We start from the raw sequence: 19,539 nt of genomic DNA, 5'->3' as shown, positions 1-19,539 counted from the left end.
GGGGGAAATGCGTCAATCGCTACGGCGCATTTCCAGCGTAAAGCGACAGCCTGTTTCCGAGCTATCGACCTGCATGCGCCAACCCAGATGCTCCACGATGCGTTGCACAATGGACAAGCCCAGTCCTTCGCCACGTTGATGCGCACTGGGCAGAAAGCGCTGAAATTGCTGCGGATCGATGCTGGGCGGTAGGCCAGGACCGGTGTCCGAAATGACAAGCGTACTGTCATTAAGGGCAATGCGCACTTCACCTTGCGCCGTGTACTGGCAGGCATTGCGCAGCAGATTCCAGATAACACTGCGCGCCAGTTCAGCATTGGTGTGCAGGTGGGGCGCTTGCGCTGCATCCAGAATCAGTGCCACGGGTTTTTTTGCCAGCCAGGGTTGGCAGCGTGTAATGCATTCCTCGATCAACGGACGCAGTGGCACGTCGGTTCGAGCCAGGGTTTGCGGATCGCGTGACAGCAGCAACAGACAGGTCAGTTGGCGCTGCATTTCCTGCGTGGTACGCACGATGCGTTCCGCGCTGGGTATCAAGTGACTGTCAGCAGGCAATTGGTGCACGATGGTTTCCGCCGCGCCGCCAATGATAGCCAGCGGAGTGCGCAATTCATGGCTGGTATCGCTCACAAAGCATCGTTCACGGTGCAGAAACTGCTCCAGTTCATCGCTGTGTTGCGCAAATGCGCGCGCCAGCACGCCGATTTCGTCGCTGGCATCCTGAAACGGTAAGGGCTTCTGCTTGCGCTGTACCACGTCGGCCAGACGCGTAATCGGGGCGGTAACGCGCGCCGAGGTCAATCGGCCAATCCAGAACGCGCACAAAATACACAGCAGGATCACCAGCGGCGCGAAGCCGTCAATCATGTACTCTAAAAACCAGTAGTATTTGCCATCCTGTAACAGGTAGTAGCGTTGAACGTCGAGTTCAAACACCAGCAGATACCAATGGTTGGGTTTTTCCAGGCGGTGGTAGCCCGGAGCGTAGTGGCGCAGGGCATCGGGTACGGTTTGCGTATCATAAAACTGGCTGCCTTCAGGCAGGGTGGGAGGCGTACCGTTGGTAATAGCCGTTTCCAGCCGAGGCATCTCTTCGCGCAGGCTTTTCTCGATCACATACGATCGCAACTCATCGTAATCAAGTTGCTCCGCGATAACCACAAACCCCATGACAGCCACCATCAGCAGTACAAACGAAATCGTAATGCGTGTCTTGAGCGTCATCTGCTGGTAAAGGGATTTCATGATGGTGGTTCTACTCGCTGTGTGATAATTCCGGCGTAACCTCCCCGGGCGTATGGAGACGTAAACCGACGCCATGCACCGTTTCTATCAGAGCAGATGTGAAGTTTTTGTCAATTCGCAGGCGCAGGTCATGAATGTGTGTGCGCAACGCACCACTTTCAGGCGGTTCGTCGCCCCACAGCAGGTATTCCATCTGCTGTTTTTTAACCACGCCAGGTGCGGCGCGTACCAGACACAGCAGCAATTTATGCGTGGTGGGGGTCAGGTTGATGGTCTGGCCCTGGCGCCATGCCTGCGGTGCGCGAGTGTCCACCAGCAAGTCTTCCCAGACCAGTGTGCCTTCTACCTGTCGGCCTTGGGCACGGCGCACCAGCGCCTTGATGCGGGCGTCAAGTTCCTTGAGTGAAAAGGGCTTGACCAGATAATCGTCGGCACCCAGCGCCAAGCCCTGTACGCGGTCTTCTACGGGATCGCGTGCGGTCAGCATCAGTACCGGCACGGGATTCTGAAATTCCACCCGGAGTTTGCTGCATAGCGTCATACCGTCCAGCCGCGGCAGCATCAGATCCAACAAAATGGCGTCATAGTCATTCTGCGTAGCCATGTGCAGACCTGTGGCTCCGTCACGCGCATCGTCCAGCACATAGCCCAGCGGCTCAAAAAAACCGTACAGATTTGCCACCAGCTCTGGGTTGTCTTCAATGATAAGCAGGCGTGTCATGGGTCATCGGCATCCTAAAAAGATAAACGGCATCTTAACAACTTCCTGACATCCACTTTTTGATACTGCGCAGACTCTTTATTCGTTGGGAATTGCGCGTGTATAAATATCTGATATCCCTGCGGTTCAACTCGGTACAACTGACCTGGGTAGCCGCATTGTTCTTCACCACCGTGGGTAACGTGGCGCTATGGCAAACGCTATGGTCCAACGTGGAAGTCAACAGTCTCCACAGTTTACTGTTCTTTATCAGCCTACCGGTGTTCTTTTTTTGCCTTTTCAATTTATTGCTCACGCCAGTTTTGGTCTTGCCGTATGTGCGCAAACCGCTGCTGGCGTTGCTGGTTGTCATCAGTGCCAGTTGCAGCTACTTCATGCTCTATTACAACGTGTTAATCGATCGCAGCATGATACAGAACGTGTTCGAGACCAATCAGGCAGAACTCACCTCGTACTTTTCCATCCCCCTGCTGCTCACCATTATTGCGCTTGGCGTGTTGCCTGCGGTAGCGATGGTGTGCTTGCCGACCCAAAAGACCGGGCGGCTGTCGCAAGCCGTGCTGTGGTGGCTCGGCAATGTACTGGTGACAGTCGCGGTGCTGGCCGTGGTGACCATGGCGTTCTACAAAGACTACGCCTCGCTGCTGCGCAATAATCTGCAAATCAAGGATCAAGCGCTGCCCTTTAACGTGGTGCGCAACACCAACGGCTACCTGAAACGCTACCTGAAACGTACGAAATCACAGTTGTTGCGTATTGTGGCCGCAGATGCCACACGTCCTGCGGCGGCGGCTGGTCAGCGCCCCAAGTTGGTGATTGTCGTGGTGGGCGAAACGGCGCGAGCGCAGAACGTTGAGCTTAATGGCTATCCGCGTGCGACCAACCCATCCTTGTCGCAGCGCGAAGACATCATCAGTTTTAAACATGTCTCATCCTGCGGTACGGCCACTGCGATTTCTCTGCCCTGTATGTTCTCGCGTATGACCCGTTCGCGCTACGATGAAGTGCGTGCAGCTACCGAAGAGAATCTGCTCGACATCCTGCAACGCACCGGCATACACCTCTTGTGGCGCAACAATAACAACGGGGGGTGTAAAGGGGTCTGCGCGCGCGTGCCTTCCGAGGATATGCCGACGCTGAACATTGTCGAGCAATGTGTCAACAAGGATGGAACCTGTTATGACGATGTGCTGCTGCACCAACTCAGCGCCCGCATTGATGCCAGGCAGGGTGATATGCTGATCGTGTTGCACCAACTGGGCAGCCATGGTCCAACGTACTTCGAACGCTACCCGGCACAAGACAAAACCTTCAGCCCCACCTGTGACAGCAATCAGATCCAGAAGTGCACCAATGAAGCGCTCACCAACACTTACGACAACACGCTGGTCTACACCGACCGGATGCTGGGCAAAACCATTGACGTGTTGCAACGCTATTCCGAGCAGCGTGATGTAGCCATGATTTACGTTTCCGATCACGGCGAGTCACTGGGAGAGCGGGGGATGTATTTGCACGGGACGCCTTATATCATTGCGCCTAAGGAGCAAACGCAGGTGCCGATGGTGATGTGGTTCTCACCGACATTTGCCCAACAAGCCCACCTTAACCTCGCTTGTCTGCGGAAAAACGCCGACAACAAGGACTACAGTCACGACAATTTGTATCATTCCCTGTTGGGCTTGTTTGATGTTCATAGCACCGTGTACCAACCCGAACTGGATGTGTTTGCGCCCTGTCGAGAGCCGATTCCCGTTGCTTGACCCACAATAATGCTTGTCAGCGCAGCGTTAAGGAGGCAAGGGCACCGTACTCAGAGTGCTTTTGCCGCTGCGCTAGCCCCGGCATTGGCATCAGAAATAATGTGTGTCACATCATCAAGATGCCCAATCTGTGCTTCGCCGGAGCGATCAAACTTACTCTTGTCGAGCAGCAATAACGACTGTGAGGCGCGCTTGAGCAATACTGATTTAAAGTCGGCGTTGATGGCATTGGAATCCCACAGTACCCCATTGCTGTCAATGCCCTCGCAGGAGAAGATAAACAGATCGATGTCGAGCGATTTAAGCTGTGAGATCAGTGACGTATTGACGTAGCAGCCATACTTTCTCTGCAAGGTGCCGCCTGAGCAGGTGAGCTGAATGTGCTCGCGCTTACTCAACGCCTGGCATACCGGCTGGCTATTGGTAAATACGTGAATCTCAACATCGGGCAACTGGCGAGCCAGATACCAGCAGGTGGAGCTGGCATCCAGTGCAATCACCATTCCCGGCTCGATCCAGGCGAGCGCCTCACGGGTGATATCCGCCTTGTGAGCATAGTGGCTTTTGAGTCGGATATGAAAGGGATCGCCGCTGTCGTGGCTTTCGCGATGAATGACCTTGGCGCGACCGTGTTTACGTGACACTTTCCCTTGTGATTGCAGTTCGCTGAGATCGCGACGAACGGTTTCCTTACTGACATTCAACTGTAGCGACAAAGCTTCGGTGGTCAGGCTGTTTTGATTCATCAGCAGTTCGACGATTGCGTGCTGGCGTGCCGCTTTCATTCTCTCTCACCCCATCATTTCGCAGAACGCCCACATCAGGCGGGCGTTCTGGCATGAGATTACGGCGTTACTCCTTTTTTTAAAAGAATATTTCCGTACTTGGCGCGCTCGCCTGTGATAACGATCGCAAAGGCTTTTTGCGCCCGCTGATAAAAAGCAAATCGGTCGATGCGTGTGATATCAGGGCAGGGGCTTTGCCGCGACAGCGCGTTGCGATAGCGTGCTTCAACCTCAGGATCGAGACTATCGCCGGTCACCGCCGCCATCATCACCAACGGTGGCGCATAGCTGTCCAACTCAAACAGCGGAATGATGGCGTGCAGCAAATCGCTGACCCGTAGACCGTCGGCGCGAATCACCTGCGGACCCAGACTGTGAGCCGGGAAATGGGCATCGGAAAAAATGATTTCATCTCCGTGCCCCATTTCGGCAAGCACTTTCAGTAAATCGGGAGAAATTAATGGCGAAATTGTTTTAAGCATCTCACGCTTCCTCGGTAAATTCGGGTTCGGTTTGCGGATAGAAATAGCGGTATTGATAGTGTATCTGCGCTCGCGCCAGCTCCGGGCTGGCAAATTCACCCACGCCGTACCAGCCGAACAGGGCGGCACCGATGACCGTGGTTTCAGCCTCATCCAGCACTTTGATCGGGATGTTAAGCAGGTTGGCTTTGATCTGATTCCACAGCGTGTTGCGGCTGCCTCCGCCGACCAGCAATAACTCTTTTGCGCTAAAGTGACCAATGTTTTCCAGCGTATGCAGATTTCTCTGTAGCTGTTCGGTCAACCCTTCCAACGCGGCGCGATAAAAATGCCCGCGCGTGGTATTGAGCGTCACGCCTTGCCAGCCCGCATTCTGACCATTGAGCAGGTTACAGTGCATTTTGACACCTTCGGCGCCGGCCGGAATCGGGCCCGCCTCGTCAATTAACGTCTGCCACGGGGTTTCTGGTGTCCACAACAGCTTACGCACCCACTCCAACACCCCGGACGCCAGCCATTGCATACCGGGGTTAAAACGGCCAGTCTGGCTATCCAATTCGCAGGTCGAACCAGGATGTTGACTAAGCAGCCGTGTGTCTACCGCTGCGCTGCGCACCATCAGAATTTCCCATGTACCTGAAGAGAGCACCGGTTCATCCTGGTCTGCGCCAGCACCAAACAGTGCGAACTGGGTATCGTGCCCGGTAGCGATAACCGGGATTCCCGCAGGCAACCCCAGTGTGTTTGCCGCCGCTGGCCGCAGTGTGCCAATCACGTCGCCTGCCGCCACCAGGCGTGGAAAAAGGCGGCGAGGGAGGCCCGCAGCCTGCAAAATTGTCGGGCTGAAGTCACGTTGCTGAATGTCCAACATCTGGCTGGTGCCGGCCATGGTGATATCGGTGGTGAATTCGCAGGTTAAACGCTGGTTGATCAGCGAGGAAATAAACAGCCAGGCGTGTGCCTGCGCCAGTAACTGCGGGTGATGTTGTTTAAGCCACACCAACTTGTACAAGGTATTGAAACTGAAAGCCCCGACGCCGGAAATCTCCTGAAGCTGTTGCGGTGGCATAACGCGGCGGATATCTTCCATGATGGCCGCCGTGCGCGGGCATTTCCAACTGATGACCGGATAGAGCAATTCACCCTGTTTATCAACGAGTGCACCGTCCACACCGAAGGTGGTTACCGTGATGCCGCGAATACGGCACGCTGCCAGTTCTGCGCTGATTTTTCTGCAACAGTCGGCAAAGCGTTGCAAAATTGCCTCCAGCGACCATTGATGCCAGTTGCCATTTTCTGCGGCGCGTTCGCTGGCATTGGCAACCGAGGCGCGCGTGATGATTTTTCCCTGGCGATTGACGGCGATGGCTCGCACATTGGTGGCACCACAGTCGAGCACCAGCATAACGTCTTGTTTCATAACCGCTCCTGAAACAAAAAAGACGCCCTCCCTACGGCCGGAGGGCGTGACGGATTAACGTTTGTAGATCGGGCCGTAATTCTGGCAGGCGCGATAGTCCTGACCCTCGCTATCCATACCATGCGCCGCCCACGCCGAAGGACGATAGATGTTGGCTTCATCCACGTTGTGCATGCACACAGGGATCCGCAACATCGCGGCGAGGGTGATGAAATCGGCACCCACGTGACCGATGGTCAACACGCCGTGGTTCGCGCCCCAATTCGCCATCACCGAATAGACATCGGTGAAGGGGCCTTTGCCGGTGAGGCGTGGGGCAAACCAGGTTGTGGGCCAGGTGGAGTCGGTGCGTGCATCAAGCTGGTCGTGCACGGTTTTGGGCAATTCGACGCTCCAGCCTTCAGCAATCTGCAATACCGGACCTAACCCCTTGATGATGTTGACGCGTGTCATGGTAAACGGCACACCGCCTTCGGTCAGGAAGCGAGAAGAGTAACCGCCGCCACGGAAGTATTCATGGATCGCCGGGCACCACTCGGTGGCGGCCAGGCAGGCGTCGGCCTCTTGCTGGGTGATCTCCCAGTGTGGCTTCATGGTCGGTTTGCCTTCGCTGTCGCGCTGCGCGCAGGAACCATCCAGTGCGGCAGAGCCGGAGTTGATCAGGTGAATGATGCCATGCTCGGCCAAACCGCTCAGTGACTGACCCGTCACTCGTTTAACCGCCTCCGGTGACCAGTAGGTGCGCACATCGGCAAACACCTGGGCAGTTCCGGTTAGCTGATGGCCCAGCAACATCGCAACACCGTTAAGGCTGTCGTTTTCAGTGGCCACGACAAAAGGTTCACGCACGCCATTCCAGTCAAACGAGCTGTTCAGCAACGCCTCAGCGGTGTCACCATTGGGGTATTGATCGGTCCAGTGGCGTTGTCCCTGGAAACCCGCCGCGATGGCGTTATAGCCGAGCGATTCTTCCACCAGACCTTTTTCCGCCAGCGTCTTATTGCCTTGCATCATGTCGCGGATACAGATTGCCATCAGCAGGCCCTCTTTCAGCACGGCGTGGCTCTGCTCGGCGTTACGTTTATACTGCTGCGCATTCTTGTCTTCGCCATAGCGGAAGTGTTTATCCGCCCAGGCTAAGGCCATTTCCAGTTCGGCCTCATCATAGATCTTGTGATCGATACGGCGGCGCAGTTCGGTCATATCGACGGACTGGACTTTCATGCCGAGCCAGGATTCGAAGAAATTATGATCGACGATGGAACCGGCAATGCCCATCGAGACACCGCCGACCGAGAGATAGCTTTTGCCTTTCATGCTGGCAACGGCCAAACCGGCACGCGCGAAGCGCAGCAGTTTTTCTTCAACGTCGGCAGGAATCGAGGTGTCGTTGGCATCCTGAACGTCATGACCATAAATGGAGAATGCGGGAAGGCCTTTCTGGCTGTGTGCGGCCAGCGCCGCAGCCAGATAAACCGCTCCCGGACGTTCCGTGCCGTTGAAGCCCCAGATGGCTTTCGGGTGCAGGGGATCCATATCGATGGTTTCACTGCCGTAACACCAGCACGGCGTTACGGTAATGGTGACGCCAACGTTCTGGCTGCTGAATTTTTCTTCGCAGGCGGCGGACTCCGCCATGCCGGCAATGCAGGTATCCGCAATCACACACTCAATATTTGCACCGTTGGCATGACGGAGTTTTTCGGTAATCAACGCGGCGGTGGCTTTTGCCATATTCATGGTTTGCACGTCGAGCGATTCTCGCACGCCCATACGACGCCCATCGATCACCGGACGAATGCCAATTTTGGGTAAATTACTTTTTTTCATCACAATTCCTCACGTTATACGGATAAAGCGTTAGTGGGTTGCCGTTTGTGAACGGAAACGGGCAAAAATAAAGATGATGGCGAAGCAGGCCGCTGGCACCAGTTCGGCGGTCGGGATATTGCCGGCGGCATCGCTGACAAACCCCATCACCGGCGTAACGATGCCGCCACCAATGATGGTCATGACGATAAAGGACGAACCGTATTTGGTATCCTGTCCCAGGTTTTTGATACCCAATGAAAAAATGGTTGGATATTGAATCGACATAAACGCACTGCACAGGGTCAGGGCCAACAGCCCGAGATGCCCACCGCTGACTGCCGAGAGGAGGCACAGCATCATGGCGAGCAGGGCATAGGCCGCCAGTACTTTATGTGGTGCAAAACGGCTGATGAGCCAGGTGCCGGTGAAGCGGCCAATAAAGAAACACACCATGGTGCCCGTCAGATAGTTGGCGGCGAAACCGGGCGTCATGCCGGGGATCTCTTCGATGGCGTAGCGAATCAGATAGCTCCAGCAGGCGGTTTGTGCGCCGACGTAGCAAAACTGCGCTAGCACGGCCCAGCGCCAGTGACGGATGCGAACCAGACGAGTAAACGATGCACTGAACGATCCTTGCGCGCTATCAGGGTGCTCCTCACTTTGCAGCGTAGGGAATTTGGCAAACACGATCAGCAGTGCAACGATGAGTACCACTGCAACAATAATCAGATAAGGCGTTTGTACCGATAACACCAGACTGTGTTTATAGGCACTGAGTTGTTCTGGTGCCATATTATCAAGCACCTCCTGCGGTTGGTGTGGCACATTGGATAAAATAAGACTTTGCCCAAAGACCACCGCAATAATAGCGCCAAAGGAGTTGAAGGTTTGCGCTAAATTGAGACGGAAATGCCCACCGCTTTCTGGTCCTAATACCGTTACAAAAGGATTGGCTGCGGTTTCAAGACAACCGAGTCCGGCAGCAATAATAAACAGCCCAATCAAGAATAACGCGTAATTCATCATCTCGGCGGCAGGCCAGAATAAGGCGGCGCCAATCGCGTACAAAAATAGCCCGGTAATAATCCCTGCTTTATAGCTGAGTTTTTTCATCAGAATTCCTGCGGGAATGGGAATGATAAAATAACCAAAATAGAAAGCGGATTGGATCAACCCAGCCTGAAAATTTGTCAGGGTAAAGGCCTGCTGAAATTGCGGTAATAGAATGTCATTCAAATTATTGGCGACCGCCCAAAGAAAAAACAAAGAGCAGAGCAGCGCGAATGGAATGATGTAACGCTTTGTTTGTCCTGTATCCACAGCCCGGAAGCTCTGCGTTTGTATCGTTGTGTTTCCCATAGCAACCTCATCAGTTCAGAAGGGTGTTCAACAGCCATTGGCGTGCAGTTCGCATTCTGTTCGAATCGCAAATTTATGCGAGTTCGGGGATGCACCGGATAAATAAATCAATACGCCGGGTGAACGCATGAATTGATTTTCAAATAAACCACGTCGTTTAATATGATGCTTGTCACATTTGACAATGCTTGGTGTTTTTATGTGATTGCCATCACCTTAATTAGCGTGATGGCATGACCGTTTGAGAAAATTATTGCGTAAAACCACATTGGCAATGACCGATTTAATAAAATAGCTACAAAACGGGCATTTTTTACGGATGTTTAAAATGACCGTTTTTAATAATCTTGTTAATAACGGGCGTTTTCAAAATGCGCTGTTGATGGATTCATCTTTTTTTACGTCGAATTAATTGAGTCCCGTCACAAAAAACGGCGATGTAAATATCCTTCTTGTTATTCCGCGTGATGATGGTGACTACGAATCTGATTAATTTAATGGAACCGGGTGCGATACTGCACCGGGATTCAGCCACTTTATTGTGAATCACTGAGAGAGGTAATAAATGGAACGCAGCAAATTGGCCAGGCAAATTATTGACACCTGTCTGGAAATGACTCGCCTGGGGCTTAACCAAGGCACCGCAGGGAATGTGAGCGTGCGTTATCAGGAGGGTATGTTGATTACGCCAACGGGTATTCCTTATGAAAAACTCACCGAATCGTACATTGTTTATATCGATGCCAACGGGCAACACGAACAGGGTAAATTGCCCTCCAGCGAATGGCGTTTTCACTGGGTTACGTACCAAACCCGGCCGGATGCTAACGCGGTGGTGCATAACCACGCGGTTAACTGCACGGCGGTTTCAATTCTTAATCGTCCGATTCCGGCCATTCACTACATGATTGCCGCGGCAGGTGGGAATTCGATTCCGTGCGCACCCTACGCCACATTTGGCACGCGTGCGCTTTCTGAACAGGTTGCCATTGCGCTCAAACACCGTAAGGCCACGTTGTTGCAGCACCACGGTCTGATTGCCTGCGAAGAAAATCTGGAGAAAGCCTTGTGGCTCGCGCACGAAGTGGAAGTGCTGGCTCATCTCTATCTCAGTACGCTAGCCATTGTCGATCCGGTACCGGTATTAAGCGAGGAAGAGATTGCCATTGTGCTGGAAAAATTCAAAACCTATGGCTTGCGCATTGAAGAATAAGGTGGCATCAGGCAGGTTGCTGCGGTGTTTGCACTTAACGGTAACCACAGGGCGTGGTCACGCGGCGGCTTTTATCAGGCGATGAACACCCGGGTTAACCGGGTGTTCGGTCACGGTATTTATGCCGGTTCACGTTGGCTTATCATCAGCGCTAAATCGACAAGGCGGTTTGAAAATCCCCATTCGTTGTCGTACCAGGCGAGGATTTTGACCATATTGCCACCGATAACCAGCGTCGATAGCCCATCAATGATGGATGAACGCGGATCGCCCTGATAATCGCTCGAGACCAACGGCTCGTCGCTATAGCCGAGAATGCCCTGTAACGGGCCGGAGGCAGCCGCCTGACGGAATGCGTCGTTGACCTCTTCTACCGTCACCTCGCGCTCAAGGGTCACCGTGAGATCGACGATTGATACCACAGGCACCGGCACGCGCAGGGAATAGCCGGTCAGCCGCCCATCCAGTTCCGGGATCACTTTCCCCAGCGCTTTGGCCGCGCCACTGGAGTAGGGCACAATCGATAATGCGGCGGCGCGCGCGCCACGCAGATCCTTCTCCGGCTGATCGTGTAATGCCTGGCTGTTGGTGTAGGCGTGTGTGGTATTCATCAGGCCATGTTTGATACCAAAGTGCTGGTGCAGAACCTGTGCCGCCGGTGCCAAACCGTTGGTGGTGCAGCTTCCGTTGCTGATAACGTAGTGCTTTTGCGGATCGTATAATCCATGGTTTACGCCCATCACCACCGTTAAGTCGTCATTCTTGCCCGGCGCAGAGATGATGACGCGCTTGGCACCGCCGCTATCAATATGCACCGCCGCCTTTTCGCGTTCGGTAAAAAGGCCCGTCGCTTCGATAACGATATCCACCTCAGCCTCACGCCAGGGAATGCGTGCTGGGTCGCGTTCGCTGAACACGGTGATGGGGTTTCCATTAACGCGCAACTGCCCGTTGGTGGCTTCAACGGTGGCTGAGAGTGTGCCCAGCAGAGAGTCATATTTCAGCAGGTGGGCCAGCGTTTTGCTGTCCGTCAAATCGTTAATTGCCACAATGTTGATGTCTGGGTTGCCCAATGCGGCACGCAGCACGTTGCGCCCGATTCTGCCGAAACCATTGATACCGACGTTGACCATGATGCACTCCTTATAGGTTGTCTCTGGAGTGACTGTAGGCCATGGCGCTATTGGCGTAAATGACAAAAAAGGATCACATTACGCCATTTTGCGACAATGGAAGCGTTGGCGATATTCGCCGGGGGTTAATTGCAGCTGTTTTTCAAAAATACGACGCAGATTAATGCTGCTGCCAAACCCCGTATTGGTGGCGATCCGCTCCAGCGTGTCGGTAGTTTGTTCAAGATGTTGTCGTGCGGCGGCAAGGCGCGCTTCTGACACATAGCGCGCCGGAGAAACGCCGGTTTCACGGGTAAATACCCGGGTAAAATTACGCGGGCTCATGGCGACTTTTTCTGCCAGCGCTTCCACGCCGAGATCGGCGGTAATGTTGTCGAGTATCCACGCCTGCAAATCGCTTATCGGACCTGAATTGCCGGTTTGGCGCAGATTGTAACGGCTAAACTGCAATTGACCACCTGGGCGACGCAGATACATCACCAGATCTTGTGCGACATCGCGGGCAAGGCTAAAGCCGTAATCCTCCTCAACCAGCGCCAGCGTAAGATCAAAACCAGAACTGACGCCGCCGGAAGTCCAGATAGGGCCATCCTGTATATACAGTGGACCCGCTTCGACCTTTACCTCAGGGAAGGCCGACTGCATGGTTTCCAGCAGTTTCCAATGCGTGGTCGCTCGCCTGCCGTTCAATAACCCACTCTGAGCAAGCAGCATCGCGCCGCCGCAAATCGATGCAATGCGCCTAGCATGCGGCGCAGCAAGGCGCAGCCAATCGACGACGGCAATGCCTTCCTGCTCATTTTGCCCACGGCCGGTAATCAGGATGGTGTCGAGCGGCTCTCGGGGATCCAGCTCATGCAGGCGGTGATCCGCAAGCAGATTCAGCCCAGATTGACCGTGGATCACCTGATGCGGCTGTGTGGTGGCAATATTGATGTGATAGCGAGGATGCGCCAACCCGTCAGTATGCAGTTGGTTCGCTTGCATCAGGATGTCGGCAATACCGGCAGACTCAAACAGCATGCCGCCATCGGGAACGATAATCAGGATTTTCTTCATGTCCGAAAAATATACTTTTTGCAAAATAAGTCAAGACAGGGGCGGTGTGTGCGTATTGAGGTCTTTTACTGAGATGCCTAGACCTTCACCACAGCGGCTACCTTGGGAATAGCAAAAAACCGTTAAAAGCGCGCAGCGTTTTATCCTACGCCAGTGGATAAGTTGCGCTCCGCTGTCTACGCTTGTGTCAGCGGTGATAGTTACCGCGCGCAAATGTTTCAATTCAAATTTTTACATAACACATCTTAATGCATCTCTGCGTGCCTGCACGCGGTGTTTTGCCGATAGCTGCGGCCAAAGCACCATGAATAAAAATGCATTTCGGTGAAACCATTCCGTAATAAATATATCTTTATTAAAGGTGATTTCTATGTTTATTGTGACGAATAGGAATGTGAATAAAAATGGCAAGGACTTGAAACTGTTTGGTGATACGGCTAATGAAAATGGTCCTAATGAATTACGATTGGTAGCGGCAGAGAAAAAAGAGGGTAAGTGGACGGTTAATATTCTTCCCGATAAGATAACTGAGAAAATGAAAACAGAAGTTAATCTGACTGACGCCGGTGTGACTTATTATGCCAGTGATTATGTTGCTGCCGTTTTGTTTAAAAAATTACAGGCAGAGAAAAGAAATTTGCTGTTTTTTGTCCATGGTTATAATAATAACATAGAGGATGTGCTGGAACGTGCAGCACGGCTGGAAGCACTTTATAATGTTGAAGTGTTGGTTTTCTCTTGGCCAGCCAATGGGGGCGGCGTATGGGGTACGGCCTCATACCTTAGCGATAAAAGAGATGCGCGGGCCTCAACGGGAGCCCTCGATCGCTGCCTGGGCCGCATGGCAGCACTGTTCAGGGAACAGGTGGAAAAGGTAAAAATTGAGATTGTAAAAAAAGTCGATAAACAACTTGGGAGCAATGCTTCAACGGAAAAGCGTAATGCATTGATCATGCGGCTACAGGAAGATAAATGCCCAATATCCATCAATATGATGACACACAGCATGGGCAACTATTTGTATCAATATACCTTGTACCCTGAGAGTTCAAACGCACATGAACTGCTGTTCGATAATGTCATATTGGCGGCTGCTGATGCCAATAATAAAGATCATAAACAATGGGTGGATAAAATACCCTGTCGTAAGTCTGTCTACATCACGATTAATGAAGATGATAGTGCACTGAAATTATCAAGAGCAAAATTAGGTGAGCAACAATTGCCACGATTGGGTCATCATTTGCATAACCTTGATGCAAAACAGGCCATTTATGTAGACTTCACAGAGGTTGTTGGCAGCAGTCATGCGTATTTTGAAGGTGATGCGGTCTCAAACTCAAACAGCTCAGCATTTCGTTTTTTCAATCGCGTTTTTAACGGTGAAAGCGTTTATGACGAACTGTCATTCAACGCCGGGATAAACTGCTATCGCCTCAAGTAAAGCAGCGTGAACATCAGTGTGTATCAACACCCGGCTTGGCCGGGTGTTTTCTTATGCTATAAATCTCTAAGCCTGCTGACACTGCCGGAGTGTTCGGGCGTGCTTATTACAAATCAGCCAATCAGTAGGGGCAGTCTAGGATCCGAAATAGTACAGACCGTAGCCCACCACGGCGGCCCAGAGTAGCAACGGCAAAGAGTAGAAATGAAAGCGCCACCAGATACGGCGATCGTTGGCCATACGTAGAGCGATCAAATTTGCCAGCGAACCTGGCAACAGACCGAATCCCCCCACGTTTACCGCCCAGGCGAGTAGGGTGTCTGGCGGAACGTAATTCAGTAGCAAAATGGTGGCAGGCACGTTACTGATAAACTGCGACAAACCAATGGCCGTCAGCCACAATTCAGCCGGTGACAGATACCGGGTACTACTGAGAACATCGTGAAGCGCAGGTAGCTGTATTAGCAAGTGAACGTCGATAAACATCGCCATAAAAACCAGCAGCAGAGTCCAGTCAACCGTCAGGATGACCCGGCGCTCGAGCACTACAAAGCCCGCTGCCACCAGTGCCAGCCCCCACAGCTCCTGTTTTAATTCCAGTGCGGCGATAAAGATCAGATAAAAAACCAGACAGCACCAGACGAGTCGAGGTTGCCAGTCCACACTTTTCTCACCGCTAAGATAATTAAGCGTTTTATCGGGGAAGCAGAACCAGCACAACACCAGTAATGTCGCCATCATTGCCAGCGCCAGCGGCGTCATCTGCCAGATGAAGGCCAGAAATGATAGGTCTGAACGTCCCCACAGCAAAATATTCTGCGGGTTGCCAATCGGGGTGAGCAGGGAACCGGCGTTAACTGCCAGCGCTTCAAAAATGATCAGACGATTGATCGGTATTCTGCACAACTTCTTTAAGGTAATCGTCAGCGGCACCACAATAAACAGCGCCACATCGTTAGTCAGAAAGGTGGACAGTGTCGCGGCGGCCAGCACCATAAATATCGCCAGTCGCCGTTGACTGTGAAAACGCCTCACCATACGACGCCCTAGTACATCAAAATAGCCGCTGAGCTCCACGCCTTTCGTCAATAACATCAATCCGCTCAGGGTGATGATGGTATGCCAGTCAATTGCCCCAGGCCAGGTAGCAGGAGCGAAAGGCACGGCGAAACAAAGACCGACGCCAATAATCAATAACAGGTGCAAAAAACGGTCGCGCAGTAAGGCGCGGAAAAAAGGCATACTCATTCAGACAGCAACCCTTGTTGCAAGGTGTAAAAAGAAAACACTCAAGTATTTCTGCGCTGACAGGGTGTTTTATCCCTTCCGTATCGGATGGTTTCCGGGTTTACACCATGAAGCTGCGGCAAAAGAGTAATGACTGGCGACCCTCTCTGTCAATGCTGGGCCCATCACCGCACTGCGCCCGTTGCCAGGCCAGCAAGGCGGATGGGCATTATCAGCAATGTCCGCATAGTCAATCGTTACTATCCATTTTTATCAATAGCTTAGATGTGTTTTTTTGGAAGATTTTGGGCGTGTATCGTTGACGAATGGTAGAATAGGTACACATTCATCTTATTGGCCCACCACATCATGATCGTAGTCACCACGCCAAGACTTGTCATTCGTTCTTTCAGGGAAAAAGATGCCCTGTCACTGCTAGACTACCTGTCTTCGCCGCGCACTCCCTGTTTTCAGGATGAAAAGCTGAGCTCACTCGCAGAAGCTCGGGAAGAGGTTACCAGAAGAGCCGCTGATCCCAGCCAGTTTGCCGTGTGCCTCAAAGAGAATGACACATTGATCGGGCATCTGTTTGCCGATAACAGAGAAGAGCCGGACAGCAATACCTGGTCAGTTGGCTGGCATTTTAACCACCATTATGAGGGACAGGGCTTTGCGACGGAATCTGTCTCCGCGCTGTTTCAGTACTTGTTTACTGAAAAAGAAGCTCGGCGCCTGTACGCCTACGTTGAGGACTACAATCTCGCCTCTCAGCGGCTTTGCGAACGTCTTCATATGCGTCGCGAAGGGTGTTTTAAGGAGTTCGTTTCGTTTGCAGGGCAGAATGATGAGGCAAAATACGATGACACCTATATCTATGCGCTACTTAAGAAGGAATGGGCATAAATAAGTTAGGCAGAAGCAACCTCTCTGAATCGTTCACAACTCGCCACGATCGCGCAACGTAGCCAATGATGAGCCGGATCGGCATTCTTCCTGAAATGCCAGGCTTGTTCAAACGCGAAATCGGGAAGTTCAAGAGGGGGGTTAAAGCGACAAAGAGCATCATGACAATCTTCAGGTGCCACGGTACGGCTGGCGATGGTTAATACCAGGTCGGTTCCGGCAAGCAGGTTTGCTGCGGCACTCCAATGAGGAAGTGCCACACAGACGTGTCGTTTTAGCCCCTTGGCAATCAATGCTTTTTCAATTTCATCAACCGTATCCGGCAGCGTTGCCAGTTGTACGTGTGGCTTCGCCAGCCACTCTTCCAGGGTCAGATCACTACGCACAGGCAGAAAGCGCCTGTCGGCAAGACAAATAAACGCTTCAGTGAAAAGCGTCTCCTTCTGAATACCTTCGACAAAATTTGGGAAAACGCCCAGCGCAAGATCCACTTCACCATCTTCAAGTTGTGCCAGCATCATTTCTCTACTGGCTTGAATAATAGCCAGATCCATTCCCGGTGCATGTTGTCGCAGATGAATCACCAAAGAGGGCAATACTATCCTTGCGGCGTAATCGGACATCGCTATCCTGAAGCGTCGTTTTGCCGTATAGGGGTCAAATACGGAAGGCGCTAACAGGCTACTCAACCCCTGAAGCAAAGTTTCAAGCGGAGGAAGCAGGGCGTGAGCCTTGGCCGAAAGCGTCATTTTTCCGTTCTTACGAACCAGCAAGGGATCCTTGAAGTGAACTCTCAGTTGTGCCAGCGAGTGACTCACCGCCGGCTGGCTGCGATGGAGCCTGAGCGCCGCGCGCGTAACGTGTTTCTCAGCGAGCAGGGCATGTAACGTCAGGAGCAGGTTAAGATCAATTTTCCGTAAAGCATCCATTTCATGCATGTCCTGTATACAAATTACTAATTTCAATAAATATAGCTAATAATGGAAGATGCCTCTATCGCATTATTCTTTTTCTGGAGGTATCACATGTTGATTAAAGTTATCGCCTTATCGCTTATCCCGACAGGAACTGCGCTTTTGGCCGGCGCGTTGTTGCCGTTTCAGGTAGCGAGTAATGCTGCGGTAGGTAAGGCGCTGGGACACCCGCTGTGGGGGGCACTGGTCTCGCTCACAGTCAGTATGCTTGTGCTATTACCGCTGCTGTGGTTTTTCAAAGCACCGGGCCCTCGTCTGAGCAGTGCCCTGGAGGGGCCCTGGTGGCTTTGGATTGGCGGTGTATTTGGTGCACTTTATGTCGTCAGTTCAACAGCCTTAACACCAAAACTCGGCGCTGCCAGTTTCCTTGTTCTGGTGGTGGCGGGTCAGACGATCGCGGCGATACTTGTCGATCAGTTTGGTTTGATGGGGCTCGCACCACACCCCGTCACGCTAACCCGGGTAGCCGGTGTGATACTCATTATTGCCGGAGCCGTTCTCATGCAGCATACGGGAAAGGGAGGCGGTGGGGCAGAACAGACGCCTGTTTCTGCTTCTACCACGTTGCCAAGAGTCTCATGTCGCTAGCAGTGCTGCTAAACGTTTCACCGCCGCTTGTGCTTCTTCCGCGCAGGTAAAATTAGTAAATCCCATGAGTAGCCCGTTCTGCTGCGGGATCCCTGCATCCCATTCGCTGAGCGCTTTAACACCAAGCCCTGCTGCTTGGGCTGCCATCACCAGTGCCTTATCGGATTGTTGTTCGTTCAGGTAGGCCATAACCTGTATCCCCCCTGCCTGAGGCTGGATGTGCAAAGAAGGGCCGAAAATGCTTTCAAGTGCCTCTACAAGATAACCACGCCTGACGGCGTACAACTGACGCATTTTGCGCAAATGGCGGGCAAAATGCCCCTGTTGCATGAACGCTGCCACCATCGCTTGTGGCAGAATCGAACCCGGACCGGGCCAGTGGTTAACTGCCTCGTGAAAGGTCAGTTGCAGAGAGGGGGGCACCACCAGATAGGCCAGACGTAAGCCGGGAAAAAGGACTTTACTGAAAGTGCCGGTATAAAGCACGCGTTGCTCATGATCGAGGCTTTTGAGGGCCGGTAGTGGGTGGCCGTGGTAACGGAATTCACTGTCGTAGTCATCCTCGATGATCCAGGCATCTTTTTGGTTCGCCCACGCCAGCAACGCCAGTCGTCGGGGTAAGGACAGCGCGACGCCTGTGGGGCTTTGGTGTGAAGGTGTAACGACGGCAAATCGTGCATTCGGTGCCAACTGCTCTCCGGTGGCAACCTGTAGCCCCTCTTTATCTACCGGAACGGGTGTTAACTCCATCCCCATTTGCTCCAGAAAGTCTCTGCCGGGAAAATAGCCGGGATTTTCATACCAACCACGGTCGCCTGTCCGTAAAACGGTGCGACACAGCAGCTCAAGCGCTCCCTGATAGCCGATGGTAATAAACACCTGCTCCTGCGTGCAGGCGATACCACGAGAAATACCCAGATAGGTGGCGATAGCTTCCCGAAGCGGCGCATATCCGGCCGGATCGGGCTGATTCATCATCGATGACTCAATCATGCGCAGTGTTTGTCCCGACAGACGAGACCATATTTTCCGTGGGAACGCGTCCAGTGCCGGTACACCTGGCTGAAACGGTAAAATATTCCTCACCAGGCGCGTCTGATACGGCTGCGCTGCTGAGGTTCGGCGTTGTTGTAACGGATTTCCGGCGTTCGGCAGTGTCGCCAGTTGAGGCGAGACCCGGGTACCTGCCGCTCCCTTCGTCACAAGATAGCCTTCGCTGACCAGCATCTGATAAGCCATTTCCACCGTTCCCCGTGCTACATGAAGCTCACTGGCGAGATTGCGTATTGAGGGGACGCGTTCCCCCGGGCGCAACCGACCGGCAGTGATGGCATCGCGATATCGCTGATAAAGCTGCAAATAGAGCGGCGTGTCCGGCTGCCAACTGGATGTTGGCATCAGTGCTTCCACG

17 protein-coding genes are annotated in these 19,539 nt (G+C 52.8%); 5 read left to right on the top strand and 12 right to left on the bottom strand.

Annotation, left to right across the window (positions count from 1 at the left end):
• Positions 1 to 12: 12 nt before the first annotated feature.
• A complete protein-coding gene (locus tag J5067_RS04870; protein WP_264650563.1) occupies positions 13 to 1,245 on the bottom strand; it encodes a HAMP domain-containing sensor histidine kinase in 1,233 nt (410 codons plus the stop codon).
• 10 nt (positions 1,246 to 1,255) lie between these two features.
• Positions 1,256 to 1,966 (bottom strand): response regulator transcription factor, encoded by a 711-nt coding sequence (locus tag J5067_RS04865; protein WP_264650562.1) that lies wholly within the window; start codon positions 1,964 to 1,966, stop codon positions 1,256 to 1,258.
• Between the two features lie 98 nt (positions 1,967 to 2,064).
• Between J5067_RS04865 and J5067_RS04860 the strand changes: the two genes are divergently transcribed.
• Positions 2,065 to 3,729 (top strand): phosphoethanolamine transferase, encoded by a 1,665-nt coding sequence (locus J5067_RS04860; RefSeq protein ID WP_264650561.1) that lies wholly within the window; start codon positions 2,065 to 2,067, stop codon positions 3,727 to 3,729.
• Positions 3,730 to 3,779: 50 nt separating this feature from the next.
• On the opposite strand, the gene fucR is transcribed toward J5067_RS04860, so the two are convergent.
• Genes fucR through fucP form a run of 5 tightly spaced genes read right to left on the bottom strand, consistent with a single transcriptional unit; the run spans position 3,780 to position 9,587 of the window.
• On the bottom strand, positions 3,780 to 4,514 hold the full coding sequence (fucR, locus tag J5067_RS04855; RefSeq protein WP_264650560.1) for an L-fucose operon activator: 735 nt from the start codon (positions 4,512 to 4,514) through the stop codon (positions 3,780 to 3,782).
• A 59-nt stretch (positions 4,515 to 4,573) separates the two neighbouring features.
• Complete coding sequence (fucU, locus tag J5067_RS04850; RefSeq protein ID WP_264642753.1) at positions 4,574 to 4,996, bottom strand: L-fucose mutarotase; 423 nt, start codon at positions 4,994 to 4,996, stop codon at positions 4,574 to 4,576.
• A 1-nt stretch (position 4,997) separates the two neighbouring features.
• On the bottom strand, positions 4,998 to 6,416 hold the full coding sequence (fucK, locus tag J5067_RS04845; RefSeq protein WP_264627968.1) for an L-fuculokinase: 1,419 nt from the start codon (positions 6,414 to 6,416) through the stop codon (positions 4,998 to 5,000).
• A gap of 54 nt (positions 6,417 to 6,470) precedes the next feature.
• Positions 6,471 to 8,246, bottom strand: coding sequence for an L-fucose isomerase (gene fucI, locus J5067_RS04840; RefSeq protein WP_264650559.1), 1,776 nt, complete (start codon positions 8,244 to 8,246; stop codon positions 6,471 to 6,473).
• A gap of 30 nt (positions 8,247 to 8,276) precedes the next feature.
• The gene (fucP, locus tag J5067_RS04835; protein ID WP_264650558.1) at positions 8,277 to 9,587 is read right to left on the bottom strand and encodes an L-fucose:H+ symporter permease; all 1,311 of its coding nucleotides are present in this window, start codon (positions 9,585 to 9,587) and stop codon (positions 8,277 to 8,279) included.
• A 565-nt stretch (positions 9,588 to 10,152) separates the two neighbouring features.
• On the opposite strand from fucP, the gene fucA reads away from it, so the two are divergent.
• Complete coding sequence (fucA, locus tag J5067_RS04830; RefSeq protein WP_264650557.1) at positions 10,153 to 10,800, top strand: L-fuculose-phosphate aldolase; 648 nt, start codon at positions 10,153 to 10,155, stop codon at positions 10,798 to 10,800.
• 119 nt (positions 10,801 to 10,919) lie between these two features.
• Here the strand turns inward: fucA and gap are convergent, their stop codons facing one another.
• Both gap and J5067_RS04820 read right to left on the bottom strand, forming a co-directional pair.
• A complete protein-coding gene (gene gap, locus J5067_RS04825; protein WP_264650556.1) occupies positions 10,920 to 11,933 on the bottom strand; it encodes a type I glyceraldehyde-3-phosphate dehydrogenase in 1,014 nt (337 codons plus the stop codon).
• Between the two features lie 78 nt (positions 11,934 to 12,011).
• Entirely contained in the window at positions 12,012 to 12,992 is a 981-nt protein-coding gene (locus J5067_RS04820; protein WP_264650555.1) for a GlxA family transcriptional regulator, read from the bottom strand.
• Between the two features lie 370 nt (positions 12,993 to 13,362).
• Between J5067_RS04820 and J5067_RS04815 the strand changes: the two genes are divergently transcribed.
• A complete protein-coding gene (locus J5067_RS04815; RefSeq protein WP_264650554.1) occupies positions 13,363 to 14,436 on the top strand; it encodes an alpha/beta hydrolase in 1,074 nt (357 codons plus the stop codon).
• A gap of 135 nt (positions 14,437 to 14,571) precedes the next feature.
• Here J5067_RS04815 and J5067_RS04810 read toward each other — a convergent pair whose 3' ends face one another.
• Positions 14,572 to 15,684 (bottom strand): anion transporter, encoded by a 1,113-nt coding sequence (locus J5067_RS04810; RefSeq protein ID WP_264650553.1) that lies wholly within the window; start codon positions 15,682 to 15,684, stop codon positions 14,572 to 14,574.
• A 348-nt stretch (positions 15,685 to 16,032) separates the two neighbouring features.
• Here J5067_RS04810 and J5067_RS04805 point away from each other — a divergent pair, with 348 nt between their 5' ends.
• Positions 16,033 to 16,566: a GNAT family N-acetyltransferase gene (locus J5067_RS04805; RefSeq protein ID WP_264650552.1), complete on the top strand. Its 534-nt coding sequence runs from the start codon at positions 16,033 to 16,035 to the stop codon at positions 16,564 to 16,566.
• 5 nt (positions 16,567 to 16,571) lie between these two features.
• Here the strand turns inward: J5067_RS04805 and J5067_RS04800 are convergent, their stop codons facing one another.
• On the bottom strand, positions 16,572 to 17,495 hold the full coding sequence (locus J5067_RS04800; protein ID WP_264650551.1) for a LysR family transcriptional regulator: 924 nt from the start codon (positions 17,493 to 17,495) through the stop codon (positions 16,572 to 16,574).
• A gap of 147 nt (positions 17,496 to 17,642) precedes the next feature.
• On the opposite strand from J5067_RS04800, the gene J5067_RS04795 reads away from it, so the two are divergent.
• Complete coding sequence (locus J5067_RS04795; protein WP_264650550.1) at positions 17,643 to 18,128, top strand: DMT family transporter; 486 nt, start codon at positions 17,643 to 17,645, stop codon at positions 18,126 to 18,128.
• Here the strand turns inward: J5067_RS04795 and J5067_RS04790 are convergent.
• The gene (locus J5067_RS04790) at positions 18,117 to 19,526 is read right to left on the bottom strand and encodes a PLP-dependent aminotransferase family protein (RefSeq protein WP_264650549.1); all 1,410 of its coding nucleotides are present in this window, start codon (positions 19,524 to 19,526) and stop codon (positions 18,117 to 18,119) included. The genes J5067_RS04795 and J5067_RS04790 overlap by 12 nt on opposite strands.
• Positions 19,527 to 19,539: the final 13 nt, after the last annotated feature.

This window comes from Candidatus Symbiopectobacterium sp. NZEC151 (genome assembly GCF_025962655.1).
GTDB lineage: Bacteria > Pseudomonadota > Gammaproteobacteria > Enterobacterales > Enterobacteriaceae > Symbiopectobacterium.
Note: the sequence above shows the minus strand (reverse complement) of the source record. Positions and strands in the feature narration are given on the sequence as shown.

Excerpts from the sequence above, each read along its gene's own strand:
- J5067_RS04805 (WP_264650552.1), top strand. The coding sequence starts at position 16,033 with ATGATCGTAGTCACCACGCCAAGACTTGTCATTCGTTCTTTCAGGGAA.
- J5067_RS04790 (WP_264650549.1), bottom strand. The coding sequence starts at position 19,526 with ATGCCAACATCCAGTTGGCAGCCGGACACGCCGCTCTATTTGCAGCTT.
- J5067_RS04820 (WP_264650555.1), bottom strand. The coding sequence starts at position 12,992 with ATGAAGAAAATCCTGATTATCGTTCCCGATGGCGGCATGCTGTTTGAG.
- fucA (WP_264650557.1), top strand. The coding sequence starts at position 10,153 with ATGGAACGCAGCAAATTGGCCAGGCAAATTATTGACACCTGTCTGGAA.
- J5067_RS04810 (WP_264650553.1), bottom strand. The coding sequence starts at position 15,684 with ATGAGTATGCCTTTTTTCCGCGCCTTACTGCGCGACCGTTTTTTGCAC.
- fucK (WP_264627968.1), bottom strand. The coding sequence starts at position 6,416 with ATGAAACAAGACGTTATGCTGGTGCTCGACTGTGGTGCCACCAATGTG.
- J5067_RS04870 (WP_264650563.1), bottom strand. The coding sequence starts at position 1,245 with ATGAAATCCCTTTACCAGCAGATGACGCTCAAGACACGCATTACGATT.
- J5067_RS04800 (WP_264650551.1), bottom strand. The coding sequence starts at position 17,495 with ATGGATGCTTTACGGAAAATTGATCTTAACCTGCTCCTGACGTTACAT.
- J5067_RS04815 (WP_264650554.1), top strand. The coding sequence starts at position 13,363 with ATGTTTATTGTGACGAATAGGAATGTGAATAAAAATGGCAAGGACTTG.
- fucI (WP_264650559.1), bottom strand. The coding sequence starts at position 8,246 with ATGAAAAAAAGTAATTTACCCAAAATTGGCATTCGTCCGGTGATCGAT.
- fucU (WP_264642753.1), bottom strand. The coding sequence starts at position 4,996 with ATGCTTAAAACAATTTCGCCATTAATTTCTCCCGATTTACTGAAAGTG.
- fucR (WP_264650560.1), bottom strand. The coding sequence starts at position 4,514 with ATGAAAGCGGCACGCCAGCACGCAATCGTCGAACTGCTGATGAATCAA.
- fucP (WP_264650558.1), bottom strand. The coding sequence starts at position 9,587 with ATGGGAAACACAACGATACAAACGCAGAGCTTCCGGGCTGTGGATACA.
- J5067_RS04865 (WP_264650562.1), bottom strand. The coding sequence starts at position 1,966 with ATGACACGCCTGCTTATCATTGAAGACAACCCAGAGCTGGTGGCAAAT.
- gap (WP_264650556.1), bottom strand. The coding sequence starts at position 11,933 with ATGGTCAACGTCGGTATCAATGGTTTCGGCAGAATCGGGCGCAACGTG.